The sequence below is a fragment of the Shimwellia blattae DSM 4481 = NBRC 105725 genome (genome assembly GCF_000262305.1).
Taxonomy (GTDB): Bacteria; Pseudomonadota; Gammaproteobacteria; order Enterobacterales; family Enterobacteriaceae; genus Shimwellia; species Shimwellia blattae.
Genome location: NC_017910.1, coordinates 2298016 through 2319013 on the forward strand (window position 1 = coordinate 2298016; position 20998 = coordinate 2319013).

Below are 20998 nucleotides of genomic sequence, written 5' to 3' on the forward strand. Positions count from 1 at the left end.
ATAATAAGCATGTTGTAACTAAAGACCCTTTTTCCGCCAATTATGAGGTTCTGTATGACCCGCTACTCTCTGACAGAGCGCCTGAGGCTCACCTTCAGCACCCTGGAAAGCCGCCTGCAGCAGCTAAATAGCGAACTGGCCGACACCCGGCTACTGGTGGCCCGGGTGTTCCGCCTGCCGGATATCGACAAAGGCGCAGAGCACGAACCGCTGGCGGAGATTGCCGTTGAACAGCTCACCGGTAAGGCGGCCGCCCGGGCCACCCTCAGCCACTTCACCCATCTGTTTATTCAGCAGCAGTCAGAAAAGCGCAGCACCAAAGCCGCCGTGCGGCTGCCTGGTGCATTATGCTATAACGTGACACCGTCACAAAAAACCGCACTTCAGGCGCTTATTAACGATATCAATACGTTAAAGGCCGGGTTTGAGCAGATTATTACGGTGGAGTCCGGCATTGCCCCCGGAGCCCGGTTTGAGTGGGTCCACCAGCGCTTTCCTGGCCTGCTGACACTGAACGCCTATCGCCGGATCACCGTGCTGGATAACCCGTCGACCATTAATTTTGGCTGGGCAAATAAGCAGATAATCAAAAACCTGAGCCGGGATGAGCTGCTCGCCACCCTGGAAAAGAGCCTGAATAACCCGCGAACGGTGCCGGTAAAAGACCGGGAACGCTGGCTGGAGAATGTCGCCCGCGAATACCAGGACGTTGCCGCCCTGCCCGCCAGCGCCCGGCTGAAAATCAAACGCCCGGTGAAAGTGCAGCCCGTGGCCCGGGTGTGGTATGCCGGGCAACAGCGCCAGGTCCAGTACGCCTGCCCCTCTCCGCTGCTGGCCCTGTGCCAGCGCGAGGCGGGTGAAGCCATTCCGGATATGGGCGAGTTGCTGAACTACGACGCAGACAATATTCGCCACCGTTACCGGCCAGAGGCGCAGCCGCTGCGTTTGCTTATCCCGCGGCTGCACGTCTGGCTGGCAGAGCCGTAACTCAGGGGTGCAGGCTGCCGGTCATCTCCCGGGGGCGTACCCAGCGGTCAAACTCCTGTTCGGTGAGGTAGCCCAGTTGCAGTGCCGACTGTTTCAGGGTCAGCCCTTCCCGGTGCGCTTTTTTGGCAATTTCTGCTGCTTTGTCGTACCCGATATGGGGGTTAAGGGCAGTGACCAGCATCAGGGACTCATTCAGCAGTTTGTCTATACGCTGGCGGTTCGGGGTGATACCGGCCGCACAGTGGGTATTAAAGCTGGTTATCCCGTCGGCCAGCAGGCGCACGGACTGCAACAGGTTATGAATGATCATGGGCCGGTACACGTTAAGCTCAAAGTTCCCGGACGCCCCGCCAATACTGACCGCCACATCGTTGCCCATCACCTGGCAACACAGCATGGTGACCGCCTCGCACTGGGTGGGGTTCACTTTCCCCGGCATAATCGAGCTGCCGGGCTCATTTTCCGGAATGCTGATTTCGCCAATCCCGCAGCGCGGGCCGGAGGCCAGCCAGCGCACATCGTTGGCAATTTTCATCATGCTGGCCGCCAGCCCTTTCAGGGCGCCATGCGTTTGGACTAAGGCATCACAGGTGGCCAGGGCTTCAAACTTGTTCGGGGCCGTCACAAACGGCTGGCTGGTGAGCGCGGCCAGCTCATCTGCCACCCGCCGGGCATATTCCGGGTGCGTGTTCAGCCCGGTGCCAACCGCGGTTCCCCCCAGCGCCAGCTCCGCCAGATGCGGCAGGCTGGCATCAATATGGCGCAGGCTGTTCTCCAGCATGGCGACCCAGCCGGAAATCTCCTGGCCGAGGGTCAGCGGTGTGGCATCCTGCAGGTGGGTGCGGCCAATTTTAACAATATCCCGGCAGTCGGTAGCTTTCTGCGCCAGGGTTGCGCGCAGCTGGCTGATGGCCGGGATCAGCTGTGTGCGCACGGCGATCAGCGCCGCCACGTGCATGGCCGTGGGGAACACATCGTTAGAGCTCTGGCTCTTGTTAACGTCATCATTGGGGTGTACCCGTCTGGCCATGCCCCGCTCGCCCCCCAGCAGTTCACTGGCCCGGTTGGCCAGCACTTCGTTCATATTCATGTTGGTCTGGGTGCCGGAGCCGGTCTGCCAGATGGCGAGCGGGAACTCCGCATCATGCTGCCCGGCCAGCACCTCATCAGCAGCCGCAATAATGGCCCCGGCACGATCCGCATCCAGCAGGCCGAGATCCACATTAACCCGGGCAGAGGCGCGCTTCGTCAGCGCCAGCGCCCGGATAAGCGCCGGGGGCATTTTTTCACTGGAGATGCGAAAATGTTCCAGCGAACGCTGGGTCTGGGCGCCCCATAGCCTGGCTGCGGGAACCTCAATATTGCCCATTGAGTCTTTTTCAATACGGGTGGTGGTCATTATGCGCTCCTTGTTGATAGCCAGTTATGACTAAAAGTGTAGCCCGGTACAGGTAACATCCGGCGAATTCGCGCTTGCCTGTAATTGTCCCGGGGCGGTCATCCTGACGCCAGTGAATCATATCCGCCAGCGGGTTGCTGCGGGCAGTAAAAATCATAAGCGTATTTCAGATAAAACCACAACAGACGCCGTTGCATATAGCTGGTACGTTAGCAATCTCTTTTATAACCCCTTACACAGATAACCCGGAGTAAATATTGATGAGTAAGACGTGGCCATGTACTGCATATCCCGCTTTACAGAGGAATATCAGGATGTTTGCCAGCAACAAAACATCGAAAAACAAGGGTTATTGTTCTCTGATAGCCCCATCTGGCTCACATCCGTATTTTTTGTATTCGTAAGAGTTATTTTTTATCGCTACGTGAAATGGTAGCAGTCAAAATTTACGTTATCTTAAATTTATTTATAAGGAAATAAAATGTCTACTCCCGCACATTTATGGCTTGAAGATGAAAATGGTTCCCCGATTACTGGCAGTTGTTTAATGCCACAGCGGCTGGGCTCTATCGAATTAAAATCATTCTCTCACGGTATCACTATTCCCGTTGATCCCAAATGGGGAAAACTAACTGGTACGCGTGTACACAGCCCGATCACGATAGTGAAGGAGTTTGATCAGACAACACCACTCCTGTACCGCGCTGTCTGTGAAGGGCGTACCATGAAGCGAGGGATTATCAGGATGTACCGCATTCTGGAATCAGGCGTTGAGGCCGAGTATTTCAATATCATAATGGAAAATGTCAAGTTCACCACGGTTGCTCCATACCTGTCGCCAGGAGGTATCAGCAGCACTCATCTTGAAACACTTGAATTACGTTACTCAGCGATCACCTGGAGGTATACGGATGGGAATATTATCTATCGTGATTCATGGAACGATCTTTTCTACGGCTAATAACTGCAGTCCTCAGCGTCCCCCCGGATAATACATCATACCTGGTAAGGAATGGTTATGAACTACAGCAATGAGGTTATCTCTTATTTACAGACGAATAATATTCTCGCCAGAAAGCTCGACCATGCATTAGCGGGTGTAAGAGAGGCGGTATCAAGGCAGGTTTCAATAACAGGTGCAGGTGCAACACGTATGCTGTACTACATATCCTGCTTTACGGAGGAGTATCAGGATGTTTGCCAGCAACAAAAAACAGAAGATATCCGATTCACCAAAGGTGTTTACTATATTCTCAGAAATCAAGATGTTGTGCATGAGATGCTTAATATCTACTTTAAAGAGATATTTTTGTACAAAACATCTGATCAAATAGAATATATCAAAAAAAATTTAATGGCAGTAAACATTCATATTGCTGCAAGCTCACTCACCAATACAGGATTCGCGTTAGCCACAGCAGCAGCCGTCGCCATTGGTATGAATTTACGCCTTGAAATGAGTGCGTCAGTCAGTAGTTGGGTATCAAGAGGAATCGCATCCATAGGTCTATATGGTGTGGTGCAAAAAGCGGCAGAGAGTGCACATCGCCTTCGCCTTTTATCCCCGACCTACTACGCTGCGTTATATGCTCAGGAACTGGAGATGATGTATTTTCTGATCGAACCACTGTTTGAGCGGGCCGGGGCATTTAAAGCACAATGGACATCGGATAGTGATATTGCCGAAATTATCACCAGGATGGTTCAGTAAACATCATGAACATTTTAAAAAGAATTATTAAGCGATTACTTAAGTCATTATTTTCGATGTATGGCCCTGCGTTACTGACTCTCTTTTTCGCCATCCTCCTGATACAGCTTTTCCCTGAAGGACCAGTATGGCCTGTGCCCATATTTTTCGTCGTTGTTCTGGTTATTTTTGATCGTTACGTGAAATGGTAGCCGCAGCCTGCCCCCGGATGATGCGGCCCTTTACCGGCGGGTGCCGGCAAAGGGCCCTGGGCCGTCAGGCGATTATTTCGCGCAGCGGCTGCACTGCGAGGTCAGGATCTGCTGGAAGAAATCATTCCCTTTATCATCCACGAGGATAAACGCCGGGAAATCTTCCACCTCAATCTTCCAGATGGCTTCCATTCCCAGTTCCGGGTACTCCACGCACTCCAGATGCTTGATACTCTGCTGGGCCAGTACCGCCGCCGGGCCGCCGATGCTGCCCAGATAGAAGCCACCGTGCCTGCGGCAGGCATCCGTTACCTGCTGGCTGCGGTTGCCTTTTGCCAGCATGATCATGCTCCCCCCCTGGGACTGCAGCAGATCAACATACGAGTCCATCCGCCCGGCAGTGGTCGGCCCTAAAGAGCCGGAGGGTAAACCTTCCGGGGTTTTCGCCGGGCCTGCGTAGTAGATGGGGTGATCTTTCACATACTGGGGCAGCCCCTCACCGGCATCCAGGCGCTCTTTCAGCTTCGCGTGGGCAATATCACGCCCGACAATAATCGTACCGGTCAGGGAAAGACGGGTAGAGACCGGATACTGAGAAAGTTGTTTGAGGATCTCCGCCATTGGCCGGTTAAGATCCACTTTTACGGCTTCCCCTTCCCCGGCCTGGCGCAGGCTTTCCGGGATATATTTGCCCGGGTTGTGTTCCAGTTTTTCCAGCCAGATCCCGTCGCGGTTAATTTTCCCTTTGATGTTACGGTCCGCCGAGCAGGAAACCCCCATGCCCACCGGGCAGGATGCCCCGTGGCGCGGCAGGCGGATCACCCGCACGTCGTGGGCGAAATATTTACCGCCAAACTGGGCGCCCAGCCCGAGGTTACGGGCCTCCTGGAGCAGCTCCTCCTCCAGCGCCAGATCGCGAAACGCCACCCCGTGCTCATTCCCTTCGGTGGGCAGGCCGTCGTAATATTTGGTTGAGGCCAGTTTCACGGTTTTCAGGGTCGCCTCGGCCGAGGTTCCGCCAATCACAAAAGCGATATGGTACGGCGGGCAGGCGGCGGTCCCCAGGGTACGCATCTTCTCAACCAGGAAATCTTTCAGTTTTCCGGGGCTGAGCAGCGCCTTGGTCTCCTGGTAGAGGTAGGTTTTATTGGCAGAGCCGCCGCCTTTGGCGATACACAGGAATTTATACTCGTCGCCGTCGGTACTGTAGAGATCTATCTGAGCAGGCAGGTTGCTGCCGGTATTCACCTCTTTGTACATATCCAGCGCCGCGTTCTGGGAGTAGCGCAGGTTATCTTCAATAAAGGTGTTATAAACTCCCCGGGAGAGGGCTTCTTCATCACCGCCGCCAGTCCATACACGCTGGCCTTTTTTGCCCACGATAATCGCCGTGCCGGTGTCCTGGCAGGTTGGCAGAATACCTTTTGCGGCAATATCGGAGTTGCGCAGGAACTGCAGCGCGACATATTTATCGTTTTCGCTGGCTTCGGGATCGTCAAGAATGGCGGCAACCTGTTGCTGATGCGCCGGGCGCAGCATAAACGAGGCATCGTGAAAGGCGTGCTGCGCCAGCAGCGTCAGCGCCTCGGGGGCGACTTTGATAACCTCCTGGCCTTCAAACTCGGCCACGGAAACATGGTCCTTACTCAGCAAATAATACTCAGTTTTGTCCTCTCCCAGAGGAAAAGGTGCCTGATAATAAAAGGGTTTATTTGACATTGTTTTCTCACCTGTTACTTCAGTAAGTTAAGCCCATGCTTTCCGCCCTTCCCGGGTACATTCCGTCATCGGAGTGCGGTAAAGCATCCGTTGCCACTATATTGACACATTTAATTAACAAAACCGAGAAGAGTCCGTGTTTTTGCCACTGCAGGTTACTTCCCGGGCTAAAATTGTTTTAATAGCGCCAGGCATTTCTTTTAAAAATACAGGGCATTAATCATGCAGCGACTACACAATGCTATCCAGCATTACGCCTGGGGCAGCAAAACCGCGTTAACCGAACTGTACGGTATCCACAACCCGGATCAGCAACCGATGGCCGAGTTATGGATGGGTGCCCACCCGAAGAGCAGCTCCACAGTGCAATCTCATGATGGCGTGACAGTGTCACTAAGAGAGTGCATTGCCGCCGATCCGGCAGGGGCACTGGGCTCGCGGGTGGCAGCCCGTTTTGGTGAGCTGCCGTTTCTGTTTAAAGTGCTGTGCGCCGCCCAGCCGCTCTCCATCCAGGTGCACCCCAGCAAACCCGCCGCCGAAGCAGGTTTTGCCCGCGAAAATAGCGCCGGTATCCCCCTGGATGCCGCCCACCGCAATTACAAAGATCCCAACCACAAACCGGAGCTGGTTTTCGCCCTCACCCCGTTTCGGGCAATGAACGGATTTCGGGTATTTAGTGAGATTGCCGCATTACTGGCCCCGGTCGCCGCCGCCCACCCGCTGATTGGCGAGTTTATCCGCCAGCCGGATGCCGGGCACCTGCGTCGCCTGTTTGGCGGCCTGCTCGGCCTGAACGGGGCGGAAAAAGCACAGGCGCTGGCGGTACTGCGCCAGGCGCTGCAAACCCAGTCCGGCGAGCCCTGGGATACGGTGCGCGCAATTGCGGAATTCTACCCGGATGACAGCGGGTTATTCTCCCCGCTGCTGCTCAACGTGATACAGCTACAGCCCGCAGAGGCGATGTTCCTGTCTGCCGAAACCCCCCATGCCTACCTGAACGGTGTCGGGCTGGAGGTGATGGCCAATTCAGACAACGTACTGCGTGCCGGGCTGACCCCAAAATATATGGATATTCCGGAGCTGCTGGCGAATGTGCAGTTTGTGGCTAAACCGGCAGATCAGTTGCTGGCCCACCCGCAGCGGCACGGCGATGAGCTGGATTTCCCCGTACCGGTGGAGGATTTCGCGTTTTCGCTGCATACTCTGCACGCAGCCCCCGCGCCACTGGATCAGGAAAGCGCAGCCATTGTGTTCTGCGTGGCGGGCGAGGCCCGGCTACAGAAAGAGAACGAAACCCTGGTGCTGCGCCCGGGTGAATCGGCTTTTATCAGCGCCAGCGAGGCGCCGGTCAGCATCAGTGGCCAGGGCACCCTTGCCAGGGTGTATAACGTTCTGAACTAAGTTACTGATCTTTGAAGCAGGGATTGCTACTCTTGGTTGTGGAAGTAAGAACTCATCCCGGGCCATACGCGGCCCGGCATTAATATGGAAACCGAACGATGAAAAAATCACTCGTCGCCGTCGGCGTCATTGTTGCTCTCGGTGCTGTCTGGACCGGCGCGTCATGGTATACAGGGAAGCAGCTCGAAGGCCGGATAGCAGAATTGATAGCCACCGCCAATAGCCAGTTACAGCAAACGGCGCCGGATTCCGGGGTGATCGTGAGCTATGCCAATTACCAGCGCGGCCTGTTTACCAGCCAGATGCAACTGGTGATTAGCCCGGACAGCAAAGCCAGCGGCTGGCTGAAAGCGGGCCAGAAAGTGGTCCTGAACGAGACCTTAAGCCACGGCCCGCTGCCGCTGGCACAGCTTAAGCACCTGAATCTGATCCCTTCAATGGCGTCGGTACATACCACCCTGGTTAATAACGACACCACCCGCCACCTGTTTGAGATGACCCACGGCCAGTCGTTTATTGATGCCCAAACCCGCATCGGCTACAGCGGGGCCACCGCCTCAGAGATCCAGTTACTGGCGCTCAATTATGAAAAAGATCAGGACAAAATCGACTTCAGTGGTGCCACCATCAGTACCGATGTCGACAGCGACGCTAACAGTGTGTCCGTTACCGGTAATGCAGATAGCACCGTCATCAGCACGCGTAATGACTATGGTCAGCACGTTCTGCTGACCACCAACGGCCTGAATACCGACGGCACCAGCAAACTGGCCGATTTTGGCGAGCGTATCGGCCACCAGAAAGTGGCAGTTGCGAAGGCGTCTATTGCCATCGAAGGCAAAGAGATGGCTGTACTGGAGGGCTTTAGCCTCAACGGGCTGTCGGATATTGCCAAAGACGGTAAACATCTGGATGCCAGTTTCGATTACGGGCTGGATGCCCTGAAAGTTCAGGGTCAGGATATGGGTAGCGGCAAGCTGGCGCTGAAATTCGCCGGTGTCGACGGGGCTGCGCTGCATGAATTCAGCCAGAAGTACAACGCCCAGACCCGCGCCCTGCTGGACAAGAGCAATACCGAAGAGGACTACACCGAAAGCGTGATGGACATTCTCTTTGGCAACCTGCCCCTGCTGCTAAAAGGCGATCCGGTCGTCACCATTGCCCCGCTCAGCTGGAAGAATGACAAAGGCGAGAGCACGCTGAATCTGACCGTGGCGTTAAAAGATCCCCAGGCCAGCGGCCAGAACGCCGGTAATGATCAACTGCTCGGCGGGAGCATTAAATCCCTCGACAGTAAGCTGGTTGTCCCCATTGATATGGCCACCCGGCTGATGACCCAGGTAGCGAAGCTGGAAGGATATCAGGAAGAGGATGCCGCCAAACTTGCCGATCAGCAGGTTAAAGGGGTGGCCGCTATGGGGCAGATGTTCCGCCTGACTACCACCGAAGACCAAAAAATCCTCAGCAGTCTGCAGTACAACGCAGGCCAGGTCACCCTTAACGGCAAACAGATGCCGCTGGTTGATTTCCTGGCGATGTTCGGGATGACCGTGTCCGACACGGCCCCGGAACAGCCACAGCCACAGCCACAGCCACAGCCACAGCCACAGCCACAGCCACAGCCACAGCCACAGCCACAGCCACAGCAATAATAGCCCCGCAAAGAGGGAATACGTACTCTCCCTCTTTGCTTCTGATAAGTGCACCACGGATCAATACCGGGGATCGCACTCCCCTCTGATCACCTGCTGCTGGCAGGCGACCACCTGTGACACATCCACAAACGTGCTCAGCAGTTGCCGGGTAGTGGCATCCCCCTTCCGGATAACAACAGCGGCTTCAGCCGCACTACGGACAAAGTCCGATGGCGCCAGCGGGGTTGCGCTCAGCCCGCGCAGCGCGATACTGTCCGGATCTTCCGTATTCCAGACCACCGCATCAACCATCCCCTGGGCCAGGCTGTGCAGGCAGTGGTGATAAGAGATTTCGATATAGTCAACCGCCTCCCGGGGGAACTGCTCCCGGGTCAGGATGCGCTGATCGAGAGAGCGACTGTCCAGGGCGACACGTTTTACCGGCCCTTTATCGCCCTGGCGGCGGATTACCCCGTGTCGGGCACAGGTGTCCGGCCCGGACAAAATGGCAATCTCCACCCGGCAATCGGGCGCGGCACAGTAATACTCCGCCGCCAGGCGCGACATCACGGCCATGTCATACAGGCCATTACACAGGCACTCTACCCGCACATCCGCCCCGCTCATATGGGCAAACCAGAACGGCACACCGCTGAATGCCTGCCTGAGCCCGGTGGCTAACCCTTCATATTTTTTGGTGTAGGGCAGCGGCATGGCGCAAACCAGCGCGGGAATATCTGCATAGCGTAGCAGTGCCGGGTAATCCACCTGGCTCAGCAGGCTGCCGTTGCGGCCCTGGCGCTGGATCTGCACACATCCCCCCTGCTCCAGGCTCATCAGCGCGCCCTGTAACAACCCCACGGATAAGCCGGAGTCCAGGCGCAGCGCACTGATGGGTTTTAAACGATCCCCTGGCCGCAGGGACATCAGATACATGGCCAGGTAACGCAGCGCCAGCCCTTCTTTTTTCAGATATCGCGACATGAAGATAACATATTCATTTTTATGAAATCATTAGCGGAGTTTACGATGCCAGAGCCCTACCGCGATCAGTAAACCGGTAAATTGCCGCAGTTATCACAAAGAAAATGCAGCGGTGGGTATTTAGGTTTTTTATGATTCACAAAAACCGCACAGTAAAAATACAGACAGTCAGCGCTCGCCAACTGTCTGTATGAACTGCCTGGTGCTGAACTCAGCCCGGGATAAATAACCCCGCCAGCCATAAGATATTGAGCACGATCCCGGTCAGGATCACCGCCACTACCGGCGCGGCAATTTTCAGCACCGGCCGCCCGATAGCCTCATTGAGGAAATAGAGCGCTGCGGCAATTGAGAAGCCGGTATAACCCGCCATTTTGATGGCCGCGAAGACAGAGCCGATTAACAGCGCAAACTCCATCAGCATATTCATGGCGTTGCGAATATTGTCGGAGGCATCCCGCACTGAGGGGTAACGCCCCAGCCATTTACCGATATAGCGCAACAGCAGCACCTCAGCGGAGATAACCAACGCCCCCAGCGGCGCGGCTATCCACGGCGTGGGTGACAAATACCCGACAACAAAAACAAAGGTAAACCCGGCCACCGCATATACCCCGGTCGCCAGGGCGGTCGTGGCAATCAGCGGAAGAAACCCCAGCGCGCGCATAAACTCTGCCAGCGCGGCCTGGCGCACCAGTGCACTGGCTTCAGCCGGATCCACCCCCGGGGCATAGGCCTTCGCCAGGGTGTAAATCGACACTTCGCTGCCGCCGAAGATACGCAGGCTGACAACCGCAGCAATCAGCGCCCCGACGGTGGCAATCCACGGCAGCTGCGCGATGATTCTGCGGGAGCGCTCCTCAAAGACCGAGTGGCCGTCCCCCTCCTGCTCCCCTGAGCGGTTGCGATCCCGCCAGATAGCCGTCCCCAGCAGCATCACCATGCCGGTAAAAATCTCAATGGACTCCGGGTACAGGTGCGGGAAAAAACGCACCACCACAATGCGCGACATCAGGACCACCGCGCACCCCAGCAGGCCCAGCTTCAGCCCGAACTGGTAAAACAGCGCCACCAGCGGAAACAGAGCAAAAGCCGAGACTACCGGGTTGCTCAGTTCCCCCAGCGCACCGATAATATCTACCGGCAGTGAGGTCAGCACCTGGTTTACCGGCTCCAGGCTGGTAAACACCACAATCCCCCACAACATGCCCAGCGCCAGTGCCAGCCACGGGCTGAACGCCATCACGCCGATGATGTCCGTCGGCAGAAACAGCAGCCAGCTGTTAAGCAGCCCGGTAGAGAGCGTGAACGAGATCCCCACCGACGCCACAAAACCGATGCTCAGACCAAAGGCGATACTGCCTGCCTCGCGCCGGTTCATGCGCCCTTCCACCAGTTGGGGCAAAATGGGGCGGATCCCGTCGTGAAATACCGCCGCACTGCGGTGGGACAACAGAGCCGTTATACCGGTAAGCAGTGACACCAGCATCACGGGAAGATAGCCCGTCATACGGCCTCCTGGCGTAGCGCCGCTATCAGTAACGGAATCGCATGATCCACATGCTCAACGGATAGCCCAAAGGCCACTTTCCCCTGGCCCACCCAGTCGGTTATCTGCTCCGCCCGGGCCTGAATACCTGGTTTTGCGATAGTGCAGGTGCGGTTAAAACCGATGATGGCAATCGCCATCGACAACGCGGCGCCTGCCCCGGTATTACAGGCACCGATATAGTAATCAAGCTGGCCATTTTTAACCCGGGTGGCGGCGTCAATATCACGGAGAATAAAAAGCGCAAACTCGCCCGGGGCATATTTTTCAATAATGTCACGAATATTTTCCCGCTGGAGTCCTGCAATACCGATCTTTTTCATTTTATGTCCTCATTCTTTTATTTATTTGAAAAATGTTGCCGGGTTATCGCGTAACATCTGGTCAATTTCACGCTGGCTGATCTGCGCCGCCCGCAACATGGGTACAAAGGTGTCGGTTAAATAACAAAAACCCGGCCCGCCATTTTTGGCTAAATGAGATTTACGGGTAATATCCATCGAGAGCATGACCCGGCTTAATAACCCCCGCTGTGAGAGTTCACTCAGCAGGCGCACGCGCTTTTCATCCGGGAAGTAATTATTTTTGCCAATGGTGTCAAACTGCACCCAGGCCCCCGCGTCGATGATTTTCAGCAAGGTATCCAGATCGTCCCGGAGATCACAGTGGCCTATCACCACCGATTCCGGAGAGACACCAAAGCCCGTCAGTAATGCCAGCTGCTCAGGCCCCATGGTGCTGAACCCCGTATGGGTAGAGACAGGCCGCCCCGTCTGGTGCCAGGCAAGGGCCGCCGCGTGGAACATCTTCGCCTCGTCCGGGGTGATTTTCCCTTCACTGCTGCCAATCTCCCCGATAACGCTCGCCCGGATACCGCTATTCCCGATCCCCGTCTCTATTTCGGCGACCATTTCGGCCGCCAGGGTCTGCGCATCACGCTGCGCCACGTGGGGCGGATAAAAATTCTGCTGGTAATAGCCGGTGGAAAATAAAACGTTGATGCCCGTCTCCAGCATTAAACGCCCGATAAAATCCACATTGCGCCCCATATACCGGTTGGTCATCTCAATAATATTCCGGACGCCGCGATCCATTAAACTATTAAGCTCATCCCTTAATAGTTCATATTCATCCAGACAGCAGTCCGCATTATTTTTAAACGGGGATAAATCAATATAAAGATGTTCGTGGGCATAGGTATAGCCCGCCGGATCAATTGCCGGTGATAATGCCATTATGACGCTCCTGTTATTTTATGGTGAGCAGCGGTAAAAAAGAGGTTCCGCTTTGGGGGGGCGGTGCCTGCCAGGCATCACATACGGTGGCCCCCACATCGGCCAGTGTCTGGCGGGTGCCCAGGTTGACCCCATGGCAGCCTTCACGCCATACCAGTAACGGCACCCGCTCCCGGGTATGGCGGGCGTGACCAATGGTCGGGTCGTTTCCGTGATCGGCCATCACCACCAGCAGATCATCACGGCCCAGCAGCCCCAGCAACAGGCCAAGATGGCGGTCAACCACCTGGAGCCTGTCGGCGTACCAGTCCACATCCTGGGCGTGCCCGGCAAGATCCGTTTCCTGAATATTGGTACAGATAAACCGTGGCCCGGGGCGGCGAATCTCCCCGGCGGTCAGATCCATAATGTGCCCGGTATCCACAATACCGCCGAGGTTCTCCCCCCCGGGGTTTACCACAATATCGGCCACTTTCCCCACCAGCGAGACCGGGATCTGCCGCCGGGCGAGGCAGGCAGGTACCTGGCATGAAGGGTCAACCCCATAACCGGCGTGCACCACCTGAAACCCCTGCCGGTACACCCCGCTGCGCGGGGTATCAATACCGGCATATTTGCCCTCGCGCTGCACGGCGGCGGCCTGGATCTGCGCGGCGCTGGTGCCATCCCCGCCGAATATAATAACCCGCCCCACCCGGGCCACGGCGCGCACAACCGCGCCAATCGCCTGCACCTCGCGAAAAGTGATGCGGGTGAGATCCGCCGTAACGTTGTAGACCAGGCCGCTGTCGGTCTCCAGGTTATCGCCCACGGCAACGGCCCCATCGACCCACAGCACCCCGGGCCCTTCCGGCAGCAGACGCTCTACCCGGTGACCACGCGCCACCAGCGCCTGTGCCAGCGGCTGGAGAATCTGGCTGAAGGGCTCACACAACGGTCTGGCCGGTGCGGTGCCCATGATCTCCTGGTGGCCCATAAAGGAGTCGGCCCCTTCGTGGCGCAGTAACGCACATCCGGTATTCGCCCGGGGGGCCGGGCGCATAATATTCACCACCTCCCCCAGCGCATTGATAAGCCCGAGCTGCTCCAGCACCGGTAAACGCAACTGCGGGCAACGGCGCAGAATATGGCCGCAGGTATTCGCCCCCAGATCTTCCGGGCGCACCCGGGCCACATCATCCATCGCCCCCACGGCAAAACTGTCGATAACAATCACAATCACCTTGTTCATGACGCCTCCTTATCTGACGGGTAACCCGGTGCTGCTGTATACCCCTTCCAGCCGGGCCGCGCCGCGCCGGATACCGCTGACCAGCGCCACATCGCTGCGGGTGACAAAAATCTGGGTGCGAAAACACATCACCACCGGCGTGCCCGGCGGGAAGCGCCCCTCAAGGCTCAGGTAATAATCGATACTGTCGGGATCCGGCGGGTGCAGGGCGCTACGGGTGGGGGTACTCTGATGAAAGACCAGCGCCTGGTGCGCATTGCCGCGGCGGTAAAATCCCCCGCCATAGCAGTAGCTGTTCTCCCCCACATGGTGGGAAATTTCGCTGATATACAGCATCGCCACCTGCTCGACTTCACCCCCCTCCCTGTTAGCCGGTACGGTGCCGGTAAAGGCGTGCCCGGGCTCTATATGGGTCACCCCCCGGGCCGCCAGCAGCGGCATGGCGCTGCAACAATTGGCCGACGGGGCATTAATCTGCCAGAGGTCGTGCTGCGCCTCGCGCAGCAGGGCCGCCCCCTGTTCAAGGGTGGTAAAGTTCGCTGTCGGGCGGTACTCCCCCGGCTGCCCGGTTGCCAGCAGGCAGGGGAAGTGGGTCACCCCGGCAAGGCGAACATGGGGCAGCGCGGCAATTTGCCGGGCGGCCTGGGCCACCTCACTGAGCAAAAAGCCCCCCTGCTGCCCGGGGTAGATAACATCCCCGGGCTGGTAAATCTTCAGCAGCAGCGGCTGAATAATGCCTTTTTCACCGGCAACGGCGTTAATGCGCCGGGCCTTCTCCACGCTGAATACGGTGATCACCTGGGGGTGATAATCCAGCGCCTGGCCCAGTGCGTTGTCGGGAATTTGTACCAGATGGCCGAGATGCTGCACCGGTACACCGCCACCGGCCAGGGTGCGCGCCTCGTGGAAATCCACCGCCACCGCACCGCTGTAGCCCTGGTCAATAATGCGCCGGGTCAGCCACGGATTACGGCCAAACTGTTTGCTCATCACATAGGGGGTAAGCTGGTGCTGCCGGGCATGATCCCGCAGCGCCGCGGCGTTATATTCCACCGTATCAACATCAATAACGTAGCTGTCCGGGGTGATTTTGCCCTGACGCAGCAGGCTGAGCGCGGCCCCGATCAGGGCCGGGTTTTGTCGCTCAAGGGCGGTCAGGAACATGCGCTATCTCCCCCGGGGCACAGGCCATACAGGTTCACCAGCAGGTAGCCTTCTTCATTGGGGTGCAGTTCCACCGGGAAACGGGCCAGAAGCTGCTGATTCAGGGCGCGCAGGCGCGGCATTTCGCCGCTGGCCTCCAGCTCTTCGATAACCGCCTGATCCAGCGGCGCAACCACCTCGCCCCGCAGACTGCGCATCAGCGCACTGGCCAGATGGGCTATTGCCATCCAGCCTTGTTCCTGGGGCAATGGCGTGCCGCGCAGATGTTCCAGCGCCGCAATCACCTGCAGCATTCCGGCATGGATGTCCCCATTGATAACTCCGGCTTCGTGTAACGTGTCCAGCTTATTCTTCACTGGTGCCCTCCTGGTCAGCGTTTATTTATCGGGTAACTTAAATGTTCATTTTTATGAACAATACTGCCGGAGTGTAATGCACGACAAAATTTGTACGAGTGCTGAGCGGCAGATTTGCAAATGAAATCTCAAATAAAACCACCCGGCGAACATTTGGATAATTGTCGATATACAAGGAGGGAAAAAAATGAATTCGGAATATAACGGATGCCCTCAGGCATCTGTTAATAATGACAGGGACTACCGGTAATATCACACCGTATTTTTATGATTCTCCGGTAACGGGGCATCGCCTTTATCGAGATACAGCGTTCTGCTGGGAAAGGCGAAATCCGCCCCGTGCTGGTGCACAATATCAATGCAGCGCAGGTACACCCGCTGCTGGATATCCAGCCATTGCGCCCAGTCGGTGGTGTGGGTAAAGCAGTAAATCATAATATTCAGCGAAGAGTCCCCGAAGCCATTAAAATTGACCAGCAGTGTCTGGCTCTGGTCAATACCGGCATCCTGCTGCAGTGCTTGGCGAATATCGTCCACAATCGCCGCCAGCTTATCGCTGTCTTCATAACGCAGGGTCAGCACTGTTTCAATCCGCCGGTGGGTCATCCGCCCGGGGTTCTCCACACTGATGGCGGTAAATACTGAGTTCGGAATATACAGCGGCCGGTTATCAAAAGTGATGATCTTGGTCGAGCGCCAGCCTATTTCCGCCACCGTTCCCTCAATATTACGATCCGGGGAGCGGATCCAGTCGCCCAGATTAAAAGGACGGTCAAAATAGAGCATGATCCCGGCAAAGAAGTTGCTCAGAATGTCTTTACTCGCCATGCCCACCGCGATGCCGCCAATCCCTCCAAAGGTCAGCAGCCCGGAAAAGCTCATGCCGAAATGTTCGCCATACAGCAGGATAATCGCCACCACCACGCAGATTTTCAGGATCCGGGAGATGATCCGCGCAGAGGTAATATCACTGCCGTGGCTGATTTGCCGTTTTTCCAGCATGGCTATCAGCAAAAACAGTTTGCGTAATAACATCAGGGCGATCATGCTGGCGCAAATAAAGCGCACCACCGGCGGGCTGATAAACGGTAATGAAAAATCGGCGCTGGCTCTGTTCAGGTAATCACCGGTCACGGTGATGAGCGTACTCCAGAGTAAAAAACTGGCCAGATGAAGTGCCAGGCTGTAACGGTAGTGCTTATCGCGGCGCTTAATCAGCGCCGTGGCGCACAGGGCCAGGGCACACCCGGCCAGTACAAATAATCCCGGTATATTTTTGGCGGCAAATAACCACAACATATTTTGCTTCCTTAGCTCACGCGAACCACGCCAGATGGGGGCCGATCTTGCCACAACCACGGGCCCGGCACCACCCGGGCGGTCAGGCGCTCCGGGTAACCAGCTTCGCGGCCAGGACGTGGCTGCGTGGCTCCAGGGTATTATCCTCAACCCGCTGTAGCAGGCGCATGGCCGCCATGCGCCCCACATCGCGCCCCGGGGTGGTGACCCAGGTCAGGGGAAGATCATCCAGCGCCGCTTCGGGCACTTCGGCAAAGCCCGCCAGGGCGATTTGCTGTTCATACAGGCTGTTAAGCCCCCTTTCACCGCTGTGGCGCCCGGCGCGCAGCAGGCCAAACCATGCCCCCGCCGCCACCGTGCTGTTATGGCAGACCACAGCAGAAATGGTGGGATTATGGTGCAGCAGATTAATCATGGCCTCTGAGGCCTGGCACTGGCTGGAGCCGCATTCGATTATCCACTCCGGGTGAAACGGTAACCCGTGCTGGATTAGCGTAGAGCAAAAGCCGCCCAGCCGTTCCGCCCGGGTGAGGGAGGAGCTCAGCCCGCCCAGCCAGGCTATCCGCTGGTGCCCTTTGCTAATCAGATGCCCGGTCAGCATATGTGCTGCCTGGGTGTTGTCCGGGCGGATCATGTCCACATCGTCCAGATAACTGGCCCGGGAGGCATACACCAGCGGAACATTGCGCAGGCGTGCCGTCTGGTCCAGCTCCGCCCCCTGGCCTGCCGCCCCGGCCACCACAATACCGTCCACCCCCTGGGCCAGCAGGGTGTCAAAACAGCGCATCATATATTGCCCCTGCTGGCCGCTCTGGGTCAGGAACAGCATATAGCCCCGGGACTCCAGCGCCTCTGTCAGCCCGGTGGTCAGCTGGGCATAAAACGGGTGGTTGAGATCGCGCACAATCAGGCCAATCACCCCGCTGTGCCCGCCGCGCAGCGCCGCCGCCTGGCGGTTACGCACAAATCCCAGTTTTTCAATGGCGTCATTTACCCGCACCCCGGTGGCCGCAGAAATGCGCCCTTTGCCGCTCAGCACCAGGGAGACCGTGCTGACGGAAACGCCCGCCGCTGCTGCCACATCAGTAATGGTAATTTTTTTATCTGCCGCCATCAGTGTTCCTGTCTCTGCCGTTACATCCCGGGTAAAACGTTTTATTCATATATCCGTATGAGGCCCGTTTATCTGCTTAAGATCTGTGATCGATTCAGCAATAAAAACAGGTAAAACGTTTTATCCTGATTTTATCAAACTCGTTAACCCAACCACCAGGAGTCGTTGATGGCGGCTAATACAACACAAAAAATCACCCTTTGGGAGTTTTTTCAGAACCTTGGCAAAACATTTATGCTGCCGGTTGCCCTGCTCTCCTTCTGCGGCATTATGATGGGGATCGGCAGCTCGCTGAGCAGCCACGATGTTGTCACCCTGCTTCCGGCGCTGGGCAACCCGGTGCTGCAACTGCTGTTCACATGGATGAGTAAAATCGGCTCGTTCGCCTTCAGCTTCCTGCCGATTATGTTCTGTATCGCCATTCCGCTGGGGCTGGCCCGTGAAAACAAAGGCGTTGCCGCCTTTGCCGGTTTTGTGGGCTACGCGGTGATGAACCTGGCAGTCAACTTCTGGCTGACGGCAAAAGGCATTCTGCCCACGACCGATGCCGCCATCCTTAAGGCCAATAACATCCAGAACATCCTCGGCATTCAGTCAATTGATACCGGGATCCTCGGGGCGGTGATTGTCGGCATTATTGTGTTCGTGCTGCACGAGCGCTTCCACAATATCCGCCTGCCGGACGCGCTGGCGTTCTTTGGCGGCACCCGCTTTGTGCCGATTATTACCAGCCTGGTACTGGGGGTTTTTGGCCTGGTGATCCCGCTGATCTGGCCGGTATTCGCCGCCGGGATTAACGGCCTGGGCCACGTGATTAACAGCGCCGGTGATTTCGGCCCGATGATTTTCGGCACCGGCGAGCGGCTGTTACTGCCCTTTGGTCTGCACCATATTCTGGTCGCGCTGATCCGCTTTACCGAAGCCGGGGGCACCCTTGATGTCTGCGGCCACCAGGTCAGCGGTGCGCTGACCATTTTCCAGGCGCAGCTCAGCTGCCCGACCACTCACGGGTTTGCCGAAAGCGCCACCCGCTTCCTCTCTCAGGGTAAGATGCCCGCCTTCCTCGGCGGCCTGCCCGGGGCGGCGCTGGCGATGTATCACTGTGCCCGGCCGGAAAATCGCCATAAAATTAAAGGGCTGCTGATTTCCGGCGTGATCGCCTGCATTGTCGGCGGTACGACTGAGCCGCTGGAATTCCTGTTCCTGTTTGTGGCCCCGGTGCTGTATGTCATCCACGCGCTGATGACCGGCCTTGGCTTCACCCTGATGGCGGTGCTTGGCGTTACCATCGGGAATACGGACGGCAATATTATCGACTTCGTGGTATTCGGCATTCTGCACGGCCTGTCCACCAAATGGTATCTGGTGCCGGTGGTGGCCGCCGTCTGGTTCGTGGTCTATTACGGTGTCTTCCGCTTTGCCATCACCCGCTTTAACATCAAAACCCCGGGCCGCGATACAGATGCACCGGCAAGTGTTGAAAACAGCCTGCGCCAGGCCACCGGCGGCAGCAAATCCGGCTATAACGTACCGGCTATGCTGGCGGCGCTGGGCGGTGCGGAGAATATCATCAGCCTGGATAACTGCATTACCCGCCTGCGCCTGTCGGTCAAAGATATGGCCCTGGTAGACAGTAACGCCCTGAAGTCACTGCGCGCCATCGGTGTGGTGCAGCTTAACCAGCACAACCTGCAGGTGGTTATTGGCCCCCAGGTGCAGTCGGTAAAAGATGAAATGACCACACTGATGAATACTGTTGAAGCCTGATTATCCGCCGCCCGGCCTCTGGCGGGCGGCAAACCTGTTTGCCGAGGTATTATGTTCGATTTCTCCCAACCTGTTGACCGTCACGGAACCTGGTGCACCCAGTGGGACTATGTTGCCGACCGGTTCGGCGCAGACGATCTGCTGCCGTTTACCATCTCTGATATGGATTTCCCCACCGCCCCCTGCGTACTCAGCGCCCTTCATCAGCGCCTGTCTCACGGGGTGCTGGGTTACAGCCGCTGGCAAAACGACGCCTTCACCGGCGCGATAGCGCACTGGTACGCCAGCCGTTTTGGCTGCCGGGTCTCGCCACAGCGTGTGGTGTACGGCCCGTCGGTGATTTATATGGTCGCCACGCTGATCCGCCAGTGGACCCGCCCCGGGGATGAGGTTCTGGTGCACACCCCCGCTTATGATGCGTTTTATAAAACCATCACCGGGAATCAGCGCGCGGTGCTCAGCCAGCCCCTGGAGCGCCAGCCAGACGGCCAGTGGCAGTGTGATATGGCGGCACTGGAGGCCAAACTGGCCCGCCCGACGTGTACGCTGATGCTGCTGTGCAGCCCGCAAAACCCCACCGGCAAGGTGTGGAGCAAAGAAGAACTGGCCACCATGGCCGCGCTCTGTGCCCGCCACCAGGTACGGGTTATCAGCGATGAGATCCACATGGATATGGTCTGGGATAATCACCGCCACACCCCCTGGAGTGAGGTGGGCCAGGGCTGCTGGGCATTACTCAGCTCCGCATCGAAGAGTTTTAATGTCCCGGCCCTGACCGGTGCCTGGGGGCTGATAAGCGACGCCGGGCAGCGCCAGCAGTATCTGGAGGCGCTGAAAAACCAGGACGGGCTCTCCTCCCCGGCGATCCTCTCGGTTGTGGCCCATATTGCCGCCTACCGCGAGGGTGCCCCCTGGCTCGACAGCCTGCGGGACTATCTACAGGCGAATTTGCGCTACGTGACCGACACGCTGAACGCCGCCTTCCCCGGGCTTGGTTGCCAGCCGCCCCAGTCTACCTATCTGGCCTGGCTGGATCTGCGCCCGCTGGGCCTTGACGACCATAAGCTCCAGCATGTTCTGATTCACGAACAGAAAGTCGCCATTATGCCCGGCTACACCTACGGGGAAGAGGGCCGGGGCTTTCTGCGCCTGAACGTGGGCTGCCCGCGCAGCAAAGTGGAGGATGGCGTTAAACGGCTGATCGCCGCCATTCATACCCTGCGTAACCCGCAGGGCTGATTTCCGGCTCGCTTTCAA

At 57.2% G+C, this 20998-nt stretch carries 18 protein-coding genes; 7 read left to right on the plus strand and 11 right to left on the minus strand.

Features of this window, described 5'->3' with window-relative positions; translation table 11 throughout:
* The first annotated feature begins 54 nt into the window (after window positions 1-54).
* Window positions 55-987, plus strand: coding sequence for a DNA replication terminus site-binding protein (gene tus / locus EBL_RS10820; RefSeq protein WP_002440439.1), 933 nt, complete (start codon window positions 55-57; stop codon window positions 985-987).
* Between the two features lies 1 nt (window position 988).
* On the opposite strand, the gene fumC is transcribed toward tus, so the two are convergent.
* Window positions 989-2386: a class II fumarate hydratase gene (gene fumC / locus EBL_RS10825; protein ID WP_002440438.1), complete on the minus strand. Its 1398-nt coding sequence runs from the start codon at window positions 2384-2386 to the stop codon at window positions 989-991.
* Between the two features lie 481 nt (window positions 2387-2867).
* Here fumC and EBL_RS10830 point away from each other — a divergent pair, with 481 nt between their 5' ends.
* Window positions 2868-3347: an Hcp family type VI secretion system effector gene (locus EBL_RS10830; protein WP_002440437.1), complete on the plus strand. Its 480-nt coding sequence runs from the start codon at window positions 2868-2870 to the stop codon at window positions 3345-3347.
* 57 nt (window positions 3348-3404) lie between these two features.
* Entirely contained in the window at window positions 3405-4097 is a 693-nt protein-coding gene (locus EBL_RS10835) for a hypothetical protein (protein WP_002440436.1), read from the plus strand.
* Window positions 4098-4360: 263 nt separating this feature from the next.
* On the opposite strand, the gene fumA is transcribed toward EBL_RS10835, so the two are convergent.
* Complete coding sequence (fumA, locus tag EBL_RS10845) at window positions 4361-6007, minus strand: class I fumarate hydratase FumA (RefSeq protein ID WP_002440434.1); 1647 nt, start codon at window positions 6005-6007, stop codon at window positions 4361-4363.
* A gap of 222 nt (window positions 6008-6229) precedes the next feature.
* On the opposite strand from fumA, the gene manA reads away from it, so the two are divergent.
* Both manA and EBL_RS10855 read left to right on the plus strand, forming a co-directional pair.
* Complete coding sequence (gene manA, locus EBL_RS10850) at window positions 6230-7408, plus strand: mannose-6-phosphate isomerase (protein WP_002440433.1); 1179 nt, start codon at window positions 6230-6232, stop codon at window positions 7406-7408.
* 98 nt (window positions 7409-7506) lie between these two features.
* On the plus strand, window positions 7507-9060 hold the full coding sequence (locus tag EBL_RS10855; RefSeq protein WP_002440432.1) for a YdgA family protein: 1554 nt from the start codon (window positions 7507-7509) through the stop codon (window positions 9058-9060).
* A gap of 60 nt (window positions 9061-9120) precedes the next feature.
* Here EBL_RS10855 and yhfZ read toward each other — a convergent pair whose 3' ends face one another.
* The 9 genes from yhfZ to malI all read right to left on the minus strand — a co-directional run bounded on the left by yhfZ (window position 9121) and on the right by malI (window position 17974).
* Entirely contained in the window at window positions 9121-10026 is a 906-nt protein-coding gene (gene yhfZ / locus EBL_RS10860; RefSeq protein ID WP_002440431.1) for a GntR family transcriptional regulator YhfZ, read from the minus strand.
* Window positions 10027-10237: 211 nt separating this feature from the next.
* Window positions 10238-11536, minus strand: a complete 1299-nt coding sequence (locus EBL_RS10865) for a YhfT family protein (protein WP_002440430.1) — start codon at window positions 11534-11536, stop codon at window positions 10238-10240.
* A complete protein-coding gene (locus EBL_RS10870) occupies window positions 11533-11898 on the minus strand; it encodes a DUF2620 domain-containing protein (protein WP_002440429.1) in 366 nt (121 codons plus the stop codon). The genes EBL_RS10865 and EBL_RS10870 overlap by 4 nt, the downstream gene beginning before the upstream one ends.
* A 21-nt stretch (window positions 11899-11919) precedes the next feature.
* Window positions 11920-12810 carry a phosphotriesterase family protein gene (locus tag EBL_RS10875; RefSeq protein WP_002440428.1) on the minus strand — a complete coding sequence of 297 codons (891 nt, stop codon included), beginning with the start codon at window positions 12808-12810 and terminating at the stop codon, window positions 11920-11922.
* A 13-nt stretch (window positions 12811-12823) separates the two neighbouring features.
* Complete coding sequence (locus EBL_RS10880; protein WP_002440427.1) at window positions 12824-14041, minus strand: phosphopentomutase; 1218 nt, start codon at window positions 14039-14041, stop codon at window positions 12824-12826.
* A 9-nt stretch (window positions 14042-14050) separates the two neighbouring features.
* Window positions 14051-15205 (minus strand): alanine racemase, encoded by a 1155-nt coding sequence (locus tag EBL_RS10885; protein ID WP_002440426.1) that lies wholly within the window; start codon window positions 15203-15205, stop codon window positions 14051-14053.
* Complete coding sequence (locus EBL_RS10890) at window positions 15196-15561, minus strand: hypothetical protein (RefSeq protein ID WP_002440425.1); 366 nt, start codon at window positions 15559-15561, stop codon at window positions 15196-15198. The genes EBL_RS10885 and EBL_RS10890 overlap by 10 nt, the downstream gene beginning before the upstream one ends.
* Window positions 15562-15813: 252 nt before the next feature.
* The gene (locus EBL_RS10895) at window positions 15814-16860 is read right to left on the minus strand and encodes a mechanosensitive ion channel family protein (protein WP_002440424.1); all 1047 of its coding nucleotides are present in this window, start codon (window positions 16858-16860) and stop codon (window positions 15814-15816) included.
* An 82-nt stretch (window positions 16861-16942) separates the two neighbouring features.
* Complete coding sequence (gene malI, locus EBL_RS10900; protein WP_002440423.1) at window positions 16943-17974, minus strand: Mal regulon transcriptional regulator MalI; 1032 nt, start codon at window positions 17972-17974, stop codon at window positions 16943-16945.
* A gap of 168 nt (window positions 17975-18142) precedes the next feature.
* Here malI and malX point away from each other — a divergent pair, with 168 nt between their 5' ends.
* Complete coding sequence (malX, locus tag EBL_RS10905; protein ID WP_002440421.1) at window positions 18143-19741, plus strand: maltose/glucose-specific PTS transporter subunit IIBC; 1599 nt, start codon at window positions 18143-18145, stop codon at window positions 19739-19741.
* 51 nt (window positions 19742-19792) lie between these two features.
* Window positions 19793-20980, plus strand: coding sequence for a MalY/PatB family protein (locus EBL_RS10910; RefSeq protein ID WP_002440419.1), 1188 nt, complete (start codon window positions 19793-19795; stop codon window positions 20978-20980).
* Window positions 20981-20998: the final 18 nt, after the last annotated feature.